A 14851-nucleotide genomic window follows, 5' to 3' on the forward strand; every position below is an offset into this window, starting at 1 on the left:
CAGCGTTCGTGGATCGGTCTACAGTTCTTAGTAGACCGATCCACGAACTCGACGAAGAGGCAGGGACACAGTGGCTCTCAACTCAGTGACCATCGCAGACGTTGCGAAACACGCCGGCGTTTCCCGCGCCGCCGTGTCCAAGGTCATCCGCGAGGCCTATGGCGTCAGCGACGGGATGCGCACCAAGGTCCAGGCCGCCATCGACGAGTTGGGCTACCGCCCGAGCGTCACCGCGCGGGCCATGCGCGGGCGCAGCTACACCATCGGCATCGAGGTGCCCACCACGGTCAACGCCTTCCTCGACGACGTGATCGAGGGCGCCAGCTCGGCGCTCTCGGGCACGCCCTACAAGATCGTCATCGCCCCCGCCGGCCCGGATTACAGCTTCGGGCCGGAGGCCATCCAGGTACTGGCCGACCGACAGGTCGACGGCATCCTAGCGGTCTCCCCCGCTGTTGACCCCGAATGGCTCGAGAACCTCGGGAGCCACATCCCGCTGATCCTCCTGGGCCGGCACGACGAGTCGGTGAACTACGACACGATCGTCGACGACGACGTGCTGGGCACCCGGCTGGTCATGGAACACCTCCACGCGCTCGGGCACCGCGACATCGCGCACCTGACGATCGAACCGGCCGCCGAGAAGCACATGCTCCACGCGCCGCACGCGATCCGGGCCGCGACCTACCGCGAGTGGATGACCGGGGCCGGGCTCGCCGAGCACGCCCGCGTCATCCACATCGCACCCACCGAAGGGGCGGCACACGACCGCACCCTGGAACTGCTCGACGAGCGGCCGCGCCCCACCGCCATCTACGCCGGACACGACGAGTTGGCGATGGGCGTACTGAGCGCCGCCGCCAAACGGGGGCTGGGCCCGGCGGATCTCTCCGTCGTCGGCTACGACGACACCCGGATCGCCGCGCACCCGCTCATCTCCCTGACCAGCGTCTACCAGGCGGGCGCAGAGATCGGCGCGCTCGCCATGCGCCTGATCCTCGAGCGGCTCGAGGGCCGCACCGATGCCAGGCACGAAGTCATCATCCCCGAACTGCGGACCCGCGGATCCTCCACGGCACCCGTCAGCCCCTGACCACCCCACCATGAGGTCCCCCGCCCCGGGGGACCGCGACCGGAAGGAACAACGAAGTGTCCTCATCCCTGAAAGGCCACAAGGCCCTCGTCGCCGGCATCGTCGGCGCCCTGTCCCTGACCGCTTGCTCTGCCGGCTCGCTCGGCAGCAGCGACCCCACCACGTCCACAGAGGCGGGCGCCGAGGCAGTCGAGATCACCATGCTGATCGACAACTCCGAGCACACCACCGCAACCGGCCAGGCCATGGCGGACGCCTTCAATGAGTCACAGGACGAAGTCGTCGTGACCGTCGAGACCCGCCCCGAGGGCGCGGAGGCCGACAACCTGGTGAAGACCCGCCTCGCCACCGGCGAGATGACCGACATCTTCCAATACAACTCGGGCTCGCTCCTGGCCGCCCTGGACCCGGCGAGCAACATGGTGCCGCTGACCGGTGAGTCCTTCTTGGACAACGTTGATGAAACGTTCAAAACGGCCGTGACGTTCGACGACGAGACCTACGGTGTCCCCTTCGGCCAGGCCATGGCCGGCGGCATCCTCTACAACAAGAAGGTCTACGCCGACCTCGGCCTCGAGATCCCGAAGACCTGGGACGATTTCATGGCCAACAACGCCGCGATCAAGGAAGCCGGCATCGATCCGGTCCTCCAGCCCTACGGCGAAACCTGGACCTCCCAGCTCTTCGTCCTCGCTGATTTCCACAACGTGAGCGCCGAGCAGCCCGACTGGGCCGAGAAGTACACGGCCAATGAAGCCAAGTACACGCAGGAGCCCGCCCTGAAGAGCTTCCAGCGCCTCCAGGAGGTCTTCGAGGCCGGCTACTTCAACAAGGACTTCGCTTCCATCCAGATGCCCCAGGCCCTGCAGTACCTCGTGGACGGCAAGGGCGCCCACTACCCGATGCTCACGTTCGCCGTGCCCGGCTACGTGGAACTGGCCGAAGATGCCGCCGACAACATCGGCTTCTTCGCCCAGCCCGGCGACGACGAGGAGAACTACGGCCTGACCGTCTGGACCCCGGCCGCGCTGGTCATCCCCACCACCACCGAGGGCGATAAGCTCGAGGCAGCCAAGAAGTTCCTCGCCTTCGTGGCCACCCCTGAGGCCTCCGAGGCGCAGAGCGCCGCCGTCGACCCGACCGGCCCGTACATGGTCAAGGGCAGCGAACTCCCCGACGGACTCCCGGCCGCCGTCCAGGACCTCCAGTCCTACTTCGACGAGGGCAACACCAGCCCGGCACTGGAGTTCCTGTCGCCCATCAAGGGTCCGAACCTGGAGAAGATCACCGTTGAGGTGGGCTCCGGTATCGCCACCGCCGAAGAGGGCGCAGCCCGCTACGACGAGGACGTGAAGAAGCAGGCCCAGCAGCTCGGCCTCGAAGGCTGGTGACCTGAGGCGTGGTGGGGGCTCAGGCCCCCACCACCCTTCACGGCGCAGCGGCGCCCCACCTCGATCTCTCCCAAGGAATCCCCGATGACTTCCACCACCAGCGCGCCAACCGTGCCTCCGATCCCCGACGAAACAACAGCCTCGCGACCGGGTCGTCGAGTGCGACACATGGACAAGACGTATCCCATGTGGTTCTACCTGCCCGGCGGCCTCATCTTTTTCGTGCTGTTCATCATTCCCACGGTCGTGTCGTTCTACTTCGCGTTCACGCGGTGGACGCTGTTCGACTCCTTCTTCGTGGGGTTCGAGAACTTCGTGATGTTCTTCCAGGAGCCGGGCCTCATCGGCTCGCTCTGGAACACCCTCATCTACGGTTTCGTCACTTCAGTCGCCAAGGTCGTGCTCGGCATGGGGCTGGCCGTGTTGTTGTCGGCCCCCATCATCGCCCGCGGCTATCTACGCTCCGTGACGTTCTTCCCTGTGCTGCTCAGCTCCGTCGGAGTCGGCCTCACCTTCCAGATCCTCCTGGACCCGTTCAACGGCCTGCTGAACTCCGTGATCAGCGGGGTCACCGGTGCCGACGGCCCCGGCTGGCTGACCAACCCGGATCTGGCGCTGCTCAGCGTCGCCGGTATCGACGTGTGGAAGGGCCTCGGCCTGGCCACCCTGATCTACATCGCCGGCATCGCCGCCATCCCCACCGAGTACTTCGAGGCCGCCCGCGTCGACGGCGCCAGCTCCTGGCAGGTGTTCCGCAGGATCATCCTGCCGCTGTCCTTCCCAGCCACGTCCACCGTCATCCTGCTGTCACTCATCGGTGGGCTGCGCTCGTTCGACCTCATCTGGACGACGACACAGGGCGGACCGGGCTTCGCCTCCGACGTCATCGCGTCGGTCATCTACAAGCAGTACCAGGCGGGCTTCTACGGGCTGTCCACCGCCGGCAACGTGATCCTCTTCATCGTCGTCACCGCCATCATCTATCCCCTGTCCCGCTGGATGAACTCGAAGGAGACAGACCTGTGAACGCCATGCGCTCATCCACCAGGTGGATCATCGGCATCGTCGGCATCGTCGTCACCACCGTGGTGTTCCTCGTCCCGCTCGCCTTCGTTTTCACGACTGCCTCGAAGTCGCCCCAGGAGGCCGCACGCCTCCAGTTCTCGTGGCCGGAGCAGTTCCAGCTGTGGAGCAACATCGTCGAGGTCTTCCAGGCCCGCGACTACATGCTCATCATCGCCTTCATCAACTCGGCGATCCTCACCGTGGCCAGCGTCACACTGATGGTGCTCTTCGGCTCGATGATCGCCTACGTGCTGTCGCGCCGCGCCAGCAGGTGGAACGGCCTCATCAACGGCCTGGTGCTCTCCGGACTCATCATCCCGCCTGCCGTCGTACCCACCATCTGGGTGATGCAGAGCCTCGGCATCTTCAAGACGCTGCACGGGCTCATCCTGATCGAGGTGGCCTTCGGCCTGTCCTTCACAGTGCTGATGATGCGCGCCTTCGTCTCCACCATCCCCAAGGAGATCGACGAAGCCGCCGTGGTGGACGGCGCCGGTCCGGTGCGGCTGTTCTTCAGCGTCATCCTGCCGCTACTCAAGCCCGTGATCGTCACGATCATCGTCGTCCAGTCGATCTTCGTGTTCAACGACTTCCAGAACCCGCTCTACTTCCTCCCGGGTGATGCCAACGCGACAGTGCAGCTCACACTGTTCAACTTCCGCAGCCAGTTCGTCACCAGCTACAACCTGCTGTTCACCAACATCCTCGTGATCACCATCCCCATGCTCATCCTCTATGTCCTCTTCCAGCGCCAGATCGTGGCCGGCATGACCGCCGGCGCCGTCAAGGGCTGAGACTCACACGCCTGAAAGGTGCACCATGTCGCACACGGCTGACGCCCCCCGTCTCGACTACGGACTCTACGGCGGCGCGGTCCCCATGCCCCGTCCGCGGGTGTCGTGGATCTCCCGCAGTGACCAGCCGGCCTGGCGACAACTGCGCGCCGAACTGGCGCTGACGCTGGCAGGGGCCCACGAGCAGGTGGCCCCCATCGAGGGGGACCGGTCCGTCTTCGTGGACTGGCCGTTCGCGGATCTCCACCCCCGGGGGCGGGGCGAGCTCCGGGTCCGCACCGAGGGCCCCGACGGTTGGTCCGGCTGGAGCGATCCGGCCACGTTCACTGCCTCCTTCCTGGGCGACGGGGAATGGCGGGCCGATTTCGTGGGTCTGGCTGACCCCACCGTCGAGTCCCAGGTCGCGCACTTCAGGCGAGAATTCGAGGTCCGACCTGGCCTGAGACGGGCCACGTGGTACGCCACGGCACACGGCGTCTACCAGACGTGGGTCAACGGTGCCGCGGTCGACGACCAGCACATGAAGCCGGGCTGGACTCCCTACCAGTACCGGCTGGTGCACGAGACCACGGACGTCACGAACCAACTGAATGAGGGTCCCAACGCGATCGGGGTTGTCCTGGCAGGCGGCTGGTACACCGAGCATTACGGCTTCCAGGGGCAGGCCCGGCCGTTCTACGGCACCCAGCCGTCCGTCGCGGGCCAACTGCTCCTCGAATACGCCGATGGCAACCGCGAGTGGGTCGCCACCGATGCCGATTGGCGAGCGACCGGCAATGGGCCATGGACCGGGGCCGGGCTGTACAAGGGCGAGACCTTTGATGCGCGCCGGCTCCAGGACGGCTGGGACAGAGCGCACTTCGACGACGCCGCCTGGGCCCCCGTCAAGATCCGCCCTGCCGGACCTGTGCCCGGACCCCGCACCTCGCCGTCGGTCCGCGTGACCCAGACGGTACCGGTGCAGCAGGTCCTCATCTCGCCGTCGGGCCGGACGCTGCTGGACTTCGGGCAGAACCTCGTGGGTCGGCTTCGGATCCGGGTGTCCGGCACCTCGGGCGACACCGTCACCCTGCGGCACGCCGAGGTACTGGAGGACGGCGAACTGGGCACCCGCCCACTGCGAGTGGCCACGGCCACCGACACCTTCACACTCCGCGGCGACGGCGAGGAGAGGTGGGCTCCCCTGTTCACCTTCCATGGCTTCCGGTACGCCGAGGTGGATGGCTGGCCGGGGGCCTTCGACCCCAGTGACGTGGTGGCCGAGGTGATCGGTTCCGACATGCGCCGCACCGGCTGGTTCGAGTCTTCTGACGAGCTCGTCAACCGCCTCCACGAGAACGTGGTGTGGAGCATGCGCGGGAACTTCCTCTACCTGCCCACGGACTGCCCCCAGCGCGACGAACGGTTGGGCTGGACCGGCGACATCCAGATCTTCGGGCCCACCGCGAGCTTCCTCTACGACTCCGACGCATTCCTGGCCTCCTGGCTCGTGGACCTCGCACTGGAGCAGGAGCACGCCGACGGCAGCGTCGCCTTCACCGTCCCGGACGTGCTTGATTCGGGCAGCGTCCCGACCGCCGCGTGGGGCGACGCCGCCACCGTCCTTCCCTGGCTGCTGCACGAGCGCTTCGGCGACACCGCCACGTTGAAGCGCCAGTACCCCTCCATGAAGGGATGGACCGACCACATCCTCGCTCTGGCCGGTGAGCGCCATCTCTGGGAGGGCATGTACCAGTGGGGCGACTGGGTGGACCCGGACGCCCCGGCCGATGATCCGGCCAAGGCCAAGACGGACCCCGATCTCGTGGCCAGCGCTTTCCTCTTCCGCTCCTCCACGCTGACGGCGCGGGCCGCCGAGCAGCTCGGTTTCGAGACGGAGGCAGAGCACTACCGCGCCGCCGCCGGACGCGTCCGCGACGCGTGGCTGCGCGAATACGTCACGCCAGCCGGCCGCATCGTCTCGGATGCCCAGACCGCGTACGCCCTGGCTGTCGAGTTCGGGCTCGCGACCCCCGAACTCGTGGACGGGTTCGGCCGCAGGCTCGCCGAACTCGTGCGCCGCGACGGCTACCGGATCAGCACCGGCTTCGTGGGGACCCCGCTCGTCACCCACGCGCTCACCACCACCGGACACACCGCGGCGGCGGCCCGCATGCTCCTTCAGACCGAGTGCCCCTCGTGGCTCTACTCGGTCACCATGGGAGCCACGACGATCTGGGAACGCTGGGACTCCATGCTGGAGGACGGCTCCATCAACCCTGGCGAGATGACCTCCTTCAATCACTACGCCCTCGGATCCGTGGCCGATTGGCTGCACCGCGTGGTGGCCGGGCTGAGCCCCGGCGAGCCCGCGTACCGGACGGTCAGGGTGGCACCGGTGCCGATCCCCGGTCTCGACCACGCTGCGGCCCGCTTCGACGGTCCCTATGGCGAGATCAAGGCGGGCTGGCGCCGGCAGGAGGGAAAGGTTGTCGTCGAGGCCGTCATTCCCGCGAACTCACGCGCCAGCGTGGAACTTCCGGGCCGTGCCGCGTTCACGGTGGGTTCGGGCACCCACACCTGGACGATCGAGGATCCCGAGGTCACGCCCGAGGCGCAGTGCGTCACCATGGACACACCGCTGTCCGCCGTCATCGACGACCGCCCTGCCTATGATGCCGTCGTGGCGGCGTTCGACGCCGTCGACCCCGCGGTCGGCAAAGACTTCCGCCGCCGCACCCGCTGGGTGGCCAATCAGCCCCTGGCCAGCACCACCCGGTTGGTGTCCACGAAGGTGATCACAGCCCTGGAATCCAAGCTGGACGAGCTCAACGCCACACGGCAAGGGCACTGACGATGACAGGCTCACCGTGGCTCAGCCCCGATCTCGTGCTCGAGGACCGCGTCTCCGCGTTGCTCGCTGATCTTGCGCCCGCCGACTTCGAGGCGGTCGCCCTCGGCGACTTCACTGCCCTGACGTCCCGCGGCATCCCAGAGCCCCACTACGTCGACGCGGGCACAGGGTTGCGCGGCGTCGGCTCCGCCACCGCCTTCCCCGCCGGCATCGCGCTCGCCGCGAGCTTCGACGAGGAACTGGCGGAGGAGTACGGCGCGGCGGTCGGCGAAGAGGCCCGGCGCGCCGGGTTCACCGTCCTCCTCGGCCCGACGGTGGACCTGGCCCGCGACCCCGTCGGCGGTCGCATCGGCGAGGCCCTCGGTGAGGATCCCCACCTCGCCGGGGCCCTCGGCGCCGCCCACGTCCGGGGCGTGCAGAGCCGCCACGTCGTGGCACAGGTGAAGCACTATGTCGCCTACAACGGCGAGAAGCGCCGCACCGGCCACGGGCTCGAGCCGGAGCGGGGGGACTCCGTGAACGTCAAGGTCTCCCGGGCGGAACTCCACGATGTCTATCTGAGGCCGTTCGAGGCCGCTGTCCGGGCGGGGGCCTGGTCGATGATGGGCTCCTACAACCGTCTGGACGGCGAATACGTCTGCGAGTCGAGGGAGTTGCTCGACCTCCCGAGGGAGATGTGGGGCTGGAAGGGGTTCTACTGCCCAGACTTCATCTTCGCGGTCCGGGACCCGCAGAAGGCTCTCGAGGCGGGACTCGATCTGGGTGCCCTGGGTGGCGACGGTGGCCGCACCCCCGAGATGGTCGCCGCAGCGGACCCGGGGTTACTCAGCCGCGCCGTGGCCAACGTCGTTCGCGCCATGATCGGGGTGGGGCTGGTCGACCATCCGCTTCCCCCGGCGGGAGAGCCCTCATCGGAGGACCACCGTGACCTCGCCTTCCGCGCGGCAGTGGGGGGCTCCGTGCTGCTGCGCAACGATGGCCTGCTGCCCTTGGCCGCTGACCGGTCGGTCGCACTGATCGGCCCCTGCCACGACGGAGCCATCCACGTGGTCGGCGGCGCCGCGTCGGTCTCGCTGAACCGTTCCCGGATCACTTCGCCACGCGACGCCATCGCTTCCCGTGCCGGGCGGGTGTCGCTGGCCACGGGCTCCGTGGGCGATGTGCCCCTGCCCCCGGTCCCCGCCTCCGCGTTCACCCTTCCCGACGGGTCCCGCCCCGGCGTCGAGGTGGAGTTCACCGACGGCAGCGCCACGGGGACGGACGTGCTCCCCCAGATCGACCACACGCTCGATCCCGCCGATCCCGGGCGAGCATGGCCACGCGCCTGGCGGACCCTCCTGACACCGTCGACCTCAGGCTCCCACCGGTTGAGCCTCACCCTCGGCGGGGCCGCGCACGTCCGGCTGGACGGCGTCGAGATCATGGCCGGCGGCCGCGAGGTGGAGCAGTTCATCAGCGGCCCGCACTACCCCATGCAGACTGTGGTTGAGCTCCGGGCAGGCGTCCCCGTCGCGCTGGAGATCGACTACACCCCGGGCCCCGCCATCACCATTCCGCCCATGGGCCTCGGCCCCACTCTGCGGCTCGGATGGCAGGAGCCCGGGGACAGGCTGGACGAGGCCGCCCGAATCGCGGCGGAGGCCGATGTCGCCGTCGTCTTCGTGACCATGGCCACGGGCGAAGGCATGGACCGCGACTCGCTATCCATCCCCGGCGAACAGAATCAACTCGTGCGCCGGGTGGCTGCCGCCAACCCACGCACGGTGGTGGTCCTCAACACTCCGGGCGCCGTCGAGATCGACTGGGCCGACGAAGTGGCCGCCATCCTCCAGGTCTGGTACCCGGGAGAACGCTATGGCGGGGCGCTGGCCGCGATGCTCTTCGGCGAGACGGAGCCGGGCGGAAGACTCCCCCTCACCTTTCCCCGGACCAGAGCGGACCTGCCTGGTCAGACGCCGCCGGGGCACGCGCCCGAGACCCTGGACTACGACGAGGACGGCGGTATCGGCTACCGCTCCCCCGGCATCCAGAGCCGCGGGGCCCGCTTCCCGTTCGGATTCGGCCTGGGCTATGCCACGACGGAGGCCCAGGTCAACTCGGGTCGACTCGCCGACGGCTCAGTGCACCTCGACATCACCGTGACCAACCTCGGCGACCGCGACACCACCCATGTCGCCCAGGTCTACGCCCGCTTCGACGGCGAGAATGGGAGGGAACTCGTGGCCTTCCGGCGCATCCCGGTACATGCGGGGTCGACGGCGCAGGCCCGCATCACTGTGTACCCCAGCGACCTCGCGCGCTGGAGTGACGACGCAGGCCGCCGGATCCCGGTGCCCGGCTCCCACACGCTCCACGTCGCACAGCACTCCGCGGATGAGGGGATCCGGGTGCCCATGACCATCACAGGCGCTCCAGTTGCTCCTCGAGATTGAAGACCTCTTCGAGTTCGAGGAAGCTCTCGTCCGGGGCCGCGTCCAGGTCGACGAAGAACTCGGCCATCTGCGCCTGCCACCGGCCGTTGACCTCGGTCTCGGCCATGGCGCGCTGAGCCGCACCCAGGTCCTCGGATTCGACGTAGCCGATCAGCAACCCGTCCGGCCGGAGGAACAGGGAGTAGTTGTGCCAACCGGACTCCTTGAGGGCACGGAGCATCTCCGGCCAGACGGCCGCGTGGCGCTCCTTGTATTCGTCGAGCCGGTCAGCCCGTACCTGGAGCTGGAAACAGTGGCGTCGCATGGGCATGGGCACATCCTGATCAACACGGCTCTACGCGAGCCTGAAACGCTTCATTGCGTGGATAGCATAGAGGGGTGGACAAGATGACGAGGACCGGCTCCGGCGTGGGCATCAAGGACGTCGCCCGCGCTGCGGGCGTGTCGGTCGGCACGGTCTCGAACGTCATGAACCGGCCGGACGTGGTGTCGCCCAGCAGCCGAGAGAAGGTCGAGAAGGCCATCGAGGAACTGGGCTACGTGCCCAACGATGCAGCGCGGCAACTGAAAGCCGGCACCAGCCGCACCGTCGGCCTGGTGGTCGTCGACACCCAGAACCCCTTCTACGGCACCATCGCACTCGAGGCCGAGGATGCGGCCGAGGAACGTGGCCTCGGCCTGTTCATCGCCAACTCCCACCGTCGCCACTCGAAGGAACAGTTCTACCTGTCGCAGTTCGAGCAGCAGCGCGCCCGCGGCATCCTCGTGACGCCCGTCTCCTCGGATCTCGACGTCCAGCGCAGCGTCGCCCAGCGCGGCACCCGCGTCGTGCTGGTGGACGCGGTGGAACGCGACGAGGGCTTCTGCGCCGTGGCGGCCGACGACTTCCACGGCGGCTACCTGGCAGTCAGGCACCTCATCGACCTGGGCCGCCGCCGCATCACCATCCTCGGCGGGCCGGAGCATTTCCGGCAGGTGGGGCGACGCCTCGCCGGCGCGCAGCAGGCTGCCAGCGAGACCCCCGGGGTGGAGATCGAGTACCTCGCGCCGGAAGAGATGAGCATCCTGGCCGGCCGCGACGCAGCGATCCAGATCGCGGAGCGCGACACACTGCCCGAGGCCATCTTCGCGATGAACGACCTGCTGGCCATCGGTGCCCTCCAGGCGCTCGTCATGTCACGCTCGCTGCGGGTGCCCGAGGATGTCGCGCTGATCGGCTACGACGACGTCGCATTCTGCGAGGACGCCGTCGTGCCACTGTCGTCCATCCGTCAGCCGAGCGCCGAGATGGGCCGCAAGGCCATCGAACTCCTGGACGATGAGATCACCGACGGCGACAGCCACACGCACCGCTGGGTGCTCCTCAAGCCCGAACTCATCGCCCGCAGATCTACTCTGGGCGACGGGCGCTGACCGGGGAGCCGGAACCTCTCGCGAGGCCGACCGGCTCAGCGATCCGACACCGCAGAACCGGCGGAGTATAACGATTCAATCACCGATGACGGCGCGCTTGACCTGAGGGCAGCGGCGTCCTTATAGTTGCACCACACGAATGAATCGTTTCATACCTCGATGGGGAGGCTACATGAAGGACGAGGTGAGAACGCAGGCACCAGCGCTGAGGCTGGACCGGGTGTTCAAGTCTTTCGGGCAGGTGGTGGCGCTGCGATCCGGCAGCCTCACCATGCACCGGAACTCGATCCACGCACTGATCGGCGAGAACGGAGCCGGCAAGTCCACTCTGGTCAAAATCATCGCGGGCCTGTACCGCCGCGACTCCGGTGACGTCGAGCTGGAAGGAACGACCGTCGATTTCACCAGCACCGCGCAGTCGAAGGCCGCCGGTATCGCCGTGATCTACCAGGAGCCGACGCTCTTTCCCGATCTGTCGGTGACCGAGAACATCTTCATGGGTCGCCAGCCCACAGACCGCTTCGGGCGCATCGACCGTCGGAGCATGCGCCGCGAGGCGATCGAGATCTTCGAGCGACTCGGCGTCGCGATCGATCCCGACCGCGTGGTCGAGGGATTGTCGATCGCCGATCAGCAGTTGATCGAGATCGCCAAGGCCATCTCACTCGACGCGCAGATCCTCATCATGGATGAGCCCACCGCGGCGCTCTCCGGGGTTGAGGTGGACCGTCTCTTCGCCGTGGCCCGCAGCCTGCGCGACGAGGGCCGGGCCCTGCTGTTCATCTCGCACCGCTTCGACGAGGTCTTCGCCCTGTGCGACACCGTCACCGTGATGCGGGACGGCTCCTACATCGACACGCTCTCCATCGAGGACACCACCGTCGACCAGCTCGTCTCCCTCATGGTGGGCCGCGATGTGACCGAGATGTTCCCCAAGCTCCCCGCCGAGATCGGCGAGGTCGCCCTCGAGGTGAAGGGGCTGACGCGCAAAGGCGTCTTCCGCGACATCTCCTTCTCCATCCGCTCCGGCGAGATCGTCGGCCTCGCGGGTCTGGTGGGAGCCGGCCGCAGCGAGGTGGCCAGGGCCATCTTCGGTGTGGACCGGTACGAGTCCGGCTCTGTGCACCTGCACGGAAAGCACCTGCCCGGCGGCAACCCGCGGTTGTCGACCGCCCGGGGCATCGCGCTCGTGCCGGAGGACCGGCGCAAGCAGGGCCTCGTGCTCGACGACAGCGTGGCGCGCAACATCACGCTGAGCATCCGCTCCCGGTTGGCCCGGTACGGCCTGATCTGGACCGGTCTCGAGAACAGGGCCGCAGAGATCTGGGCGAGCCGGCTGGAGGTCAAGACCTCGTCCCTCGACGCTGAGACCGGCACCCTGTCCGGCGGCAACCAGCAGAAGGTCGTCCTCGGCAAATGGCTCTCCACGGAGCCTTCGGTGCTGATCGTCGACGAGCCCACGCGCGGGATCGACGTCGGGACCAAAGCAGAGGTCCACCGCCTCCTCAGCACGCTCGCGCAGCAGGGCATCGCCATCCTCATGATCTCCTCCGAACTGCCCGAGGTGCTGGGCATGTCGGACCGCGTCCTGGTCATGCGGGAAGGCAGCCTCACCGGTGAGTTCAGCCGCGACGAAGCCACCCCGGAGGCCGTCCTCCACGCCGCCACAGCACAGTTGGAGACAGTTCGATGAGCGCCACGACGATCCCCCGCCCCGGCACCAGCAGCGCTGCCCGCTTCGTCAGGCGCGTCGCATCCGCTCGCGAGCTCGCCATTCTCCTGGCCCTGCTCCTGGTGATCGCGGCCGCCACACTGGCCAACCCCACCTTCCTCTTCTCCCCGGACGGTTTCCGCGACCTCCTGCTGACGCCGTCGCTGCTCCTGCTGGTGGCCGTGGGTCAGGCGGTGGTCATCATCACCGGCAACATCGACCTCTCGGTCTCCTCAGTGGTGGGCCTCACCGCCTACATGACCGGACGCCTGTTCATCGATGTGGAGGGCATCCCGATCGTCGTCGTGATCCTGGCGGGCCTGCTGTTCGGTGCCCTCCTGGGCGCTGTCAACGGAGCGCTGATCGCCGTCGCCAAGGTCCCCGCCCTGGTGATCACCCTGGGCACGATGTACATCTACCGCGGCCTCAACGTCTCATGGGCCGGCAGTAGCCGCATCAACGCCTCAGACCTTCCCCGCGGCTTCCGAGCCCTGGGCACGGACCAGATACTCGGCATCCCCGTGCTGACCATCATCGCGGTCGTCGTGCTGGTGCTTGCCGCCTGGTACCTACGCAACATGCGTGGCGGCCGTGAGCTGTACGCCATCGGCTCCGACGCCCCGGCCGCGCACCTTTACGGCCTCAAGGTCACCCGACGCCTCGTGAGCGCGTTCGTCCTCTCCGGCGCCCTGTCCGGGCTGGCCGGGGTCCTGTACGCGGCGCGTTACGGCACCGTCAGTTCCGCTGCCGGCACCGGATGGGAACTCCAGGCGATCGGCGCGGCCGTCATCGGCGGCGTGGCCGTCGCCGGTGGCATCGGCACCCTCTGGGGGGCGGCGCTCGGCGCGTTCCTCCTTCTGACCATCAACCGCGCCCTGCCCATCCTGGGCATCGACGACTTCTGGCAACGCGCCGTCGTCGGCACGCTCATCCTCGGCGCCATCGTCCTCGACCGGGTCCTGGCAGTCCGCCAGAGCCGCAAGCTCGTCGCACAACGAGAGGAGAAGCCGTGAGCACCGCAGTCACCGCACCCGGCACCCGCACCTACGCCAACCACGCACGGCCCGCCTGGCGTCGCCTCCTGCTGAACCGCGAAGGCGCGATCATCGCGATCCTGCTGCTCGTCTACGTGATCTCGTTCATCGTCGTGCCGAACTTCGACGGCCCCCTGACGGTCACCTTCCTCCTGCGCGAGCTCGCCCCGATCCTGCTGATCGCGCTGCCGATGACGCTGATCATCATCACCGAGGAGATCGACCTCTCCGTGGCGAGCATCGTGGGCCTGGCCAGCGTGCTCACCGGCCTCCTCACCCAGGCGGGCCTGCCGTTCCTGGTGGCCGCCCTCGTCGCCGTCTTCGCGGGAGCGCTGGCCGGCATGTTCAACGGCTTCCTCGTCACGTTCGTCGGCCTGCCGTCCCTTGCCGTCACGATCGGCACCCTCGCCCTGTACCGCGGCATCGCGGTGGGCCTGCTCGGCACCACGGCCATCACGGAGTTCCCCGAGACATGGACCAGTCTGGCCCGTGCGAACATCCCGGGCACTCCCATCCCGCTGGTGATGGTGGCCTTCGCACTCCTCGCCATCGTGTTCGCAGTGGTGCTCCACTTCACGCCGTTCGGCCGCTCGCTGTACGCGATCGGCCTCAACAAGGAGGCCGCCGCCTTCTCGGGCATCGACGTGGGCCGCACCAAGTTCCAGCTGTTCATCGCCAGCGGGGCGGTGTCCGCCTTCGCGGGCGTCTATTTCACCCTGCTCTACTCCAACGCCCGCGGCGACAACGCCCTCGGCATGGAACTCCAGATCATCGCGGCGGTCCTGCTGGGGGGCGTCTCGATCTTCGGTGGCCGCGGTGCGCTGCACGGCGTCATCGCCGGCGTGCTGCTCATCGGCGTGGTCGGCAGCGCCCTGCGCCTGGCGAACGTCACCAGCGACGTGATCAACGTGATCACCGGCCTGCTGCTCATCTTCTCCGTGGTCTCCTCAAGCCTCCTCGCCTGGATCCACGCCCGGCGGGCCGCGGCGGTCGGCAGACGTAAGGGGGTGGCCAGCGCCCGAGCTACCTCCTCATGACCAGACCACCCCGGAACCACTCAACAATCCCAACCAATCACCCCAACA

At 67.9% G+C, this 14851-nt stretch carries 11 protein-coding genes; 10 read left to right on the forward strand and 1 reads right to left on the reverse strand.

All coding sequences use genetic code 11. The annotated features are described in order from the left end of the window. The first annotated feature begins 70 nt into the window (after positions 1 to 70). The 6 genes from C3E87_RS04780 (at position 71) to C3E87_RS04805 (ending at position 9608) form a co-directional block, all read left to right on the forward strand. The gene (locus C3E87_RS04780) at positions 71 to 1093 is read left to right on the forward strand and encodes a LacI family DNA-binding transcriptional regulator (RefSeq protein WP_076059993.1); all 1023 of its coding nucleotides are present in this window, start codon (positions 71 to 73) and stop codon (positions 1091 to 1093) included. Positions 1094 to 1149: 56 nt separating this feature from the next. Next, entirely contained in the window at positions 1150 to 2484 is a 1335-nt protein-coding gene (locus C3E87_RS04785; RefSeq protein ID WP_233120704.1) for an ABC transporter substrate-binding protein, read from the forward strand. A gap of 168 nt (positions 2485 to 2652) precedes the next feature. Next, positions 2653 to 3510: a carbohydrate ABC transporter permease gene (locus C3E87_RS04790; protein ID WP_198928206.1), complete on the forward strand. Its 858-nt coding sequence runs from the start codon at positions 2653 to 2655 to the stop codon at positions 3508 to 3510. A 5-nt stretch (positions 3511 to 3515) separates the two neighbouring features. Beyond that, on the forward strand, positions 3516 to 4343 hold the full coding sequence (locus C3E87_RS04795) for a carbohydrate ABC transporter permease (RefSeq protein WP_076060199.1): 828 nt from the start codon (positions 3516 to 3518) through the stop codon (positions 4341 to 4343). 25 nt (positions 4344 to 4368) lie between these two features. After that, the gene (locus C3E87_RS04800) at positions 4369 to 7176 is read left to right on the forward strand and encodes an alpha-L-rhamnosidase (RefSeq protein ID WP_076059998.1); all 2808 of its coding nucleotides are present in this window, start codon (positions 4369 to 4371) and stop codon (positions 7174 to 7176) included. A gap of 2 nt (positions 7177 to 7178) precedes the next feature. After that, complete coding sequence (locus C3E87_RS04805; RefSeq protein WP_076060000.1) at positions 7179 to 9608, forward strand: beta-glucosidase; 2430 nt, start codon at positions 7179 to 7181, stop codon at positions 9606 to 9608. On the opposite strand, the gene C3E87_RS04810 is transcribed toward C3E87_RS04805, so the two are convergent. Next, positions 9577 to 9918 (reverse strand): L-rhamnose mutarotase, encoded by a 342-nt coding sequence (locus C3E87_RS04810; RefSeq protein ID WP_233120706.1) that lies wholly within the window; start codon positions 9916 to 9918, stop codon positions 9577 to 9579. The two genes, C3E87_RS04805 and C3E87_RS04810, sit on opposite strands and share 32 nt — an antisense overlap. A 77-nt stretch (positions 9919 to 9995) precedes the next feature. Here C3E87_RS04810 and C3E87_RS04815 point away from each other — a divergent pair, with 77 nt between their 5' ends. From C3E87_RS04815 to C3E87_RS04830, 4 genes are all read left to right on the forward strand, one after another. Further along, positions 9996 to 11021 (forward strand): LacI family DNA-binding transcriptional regulator, encoded by a 1026-nt coding sequence (locus C3E87_RS04815; RefSeq protein ID WP_076060204.1) that lies wholly within the window; start codon positions 9996 to 9998, stop codon positions 11019 to 11021. A gap of 172 nt (positions 11022 to 11193) precedes the next feature. Further along, positions 11194 to 12714 (forward strand): sugar ABC transporter ATP-binding protein, encoded by a 1521-nt coding sequence (locus tag C3E87_RS04820; protein ID WP_076060003.1) that lies wholly within the window; start codon positions 11194 to 11196, stop codon positions 12712 to 12714. Then, positions 12711 to 13745 (forward strand): ABC transporter permease, encoded by a 1035-nt coding sequence (locus C3E87_RS04825; RefSeq protein ID WP_076060005.1) that lies wholly within the window; start codon positions 12711 to 12713, stop codon positions 13743 to 13745. The genes C3E87_RS04820 and C3E87_RS04825 overlap by 4 nt, the downstream gene beginning before the upstream one ends. Continuing rightward, positions 13742 to 14803 (forward strand): ABC transporter permease, encoded by a 1062-nt coding sequence (locus tag C3E87_RS04830; RefSeq protein WP_076060008.1) that lies wholly within the window; start codon positions 13742 to 13744, stop codon positions 14801 to 14803. The genes C3E87_RS04825 and C3E87_RS04830 overlap by 4 nt, the downstream gene beginning before the upstream one ends. Positions 14804 to 14851 lie beyond the last annotated feature (48 nt).

It is taken from the genome of Tessaracoccus sp. ZS01, from assembly GCF_022342445.1.
Classification (GTDB): domain Bacteria; phylum Actinomycetota; class Actinomycetes; order Propionibacteriales; family Propionibacteriaceae; genus Arachnia.

Bases quoted from the DNA above. Each gene is read 5' to 3' on its own strand.
- C3E87_RS04790 (WP_198928206.1), top strand. From the start codon at position 2,653: ATGGACAAGACGTATCCCATGTGGTTCTACCTGCCCGGCGGCCTCATC.
- C3E87_RS04815 (WP_076060204.1), top strand. From the start codon at position 9,996: ATGACGAGGACCGGCTCCGGCGTGGGCATCAAGGACGTCGCCCGCGCT.
- C3E87_RS04810 (WP_233120706.1), bottom strand. From the start codon at position 9,918: ATGCCCATGCGACGCCACTGTTTCCAGCTCCAGGTACGGGCTGACCGG.
- C3E87_RS04825 (WP_076060005.1), top strand. From the start codon at position 12,711: ATGAGCGCCACGACGATCCCCCGCCCCGGCACCAGCAGCGCTGCCCGC.
- C3E87_RS04795 (WP_076060199.1), top strand. From the start codon at position 3,516: ATGCGCTCATCCACCAGGTGGATCATCGGCATCGTCGGCATCGTCGTC.
- C3E87_RS04800 (WP_076059998.1), top strand. From the start codon at position 4,369: ATGTCGCACACGGCTGACGCCCCCCGTCTCGACTACGGACTCTACGGC.
- C3E87_RS04820 (WP_076060003.1), top strand. From the start codon at position 11,194: ATGAAGGACGAGGTGAGAACGCAGGCACCAGCGCTGAGGCTGGACCGG.
- C3E87_RS04805 (WP_076060000.1), top strand. From the start codon at position 7,179: ATGACAGGCTCACCGTGGCTCAGCCCCGATCTCGTGCTCGAGGACCGC.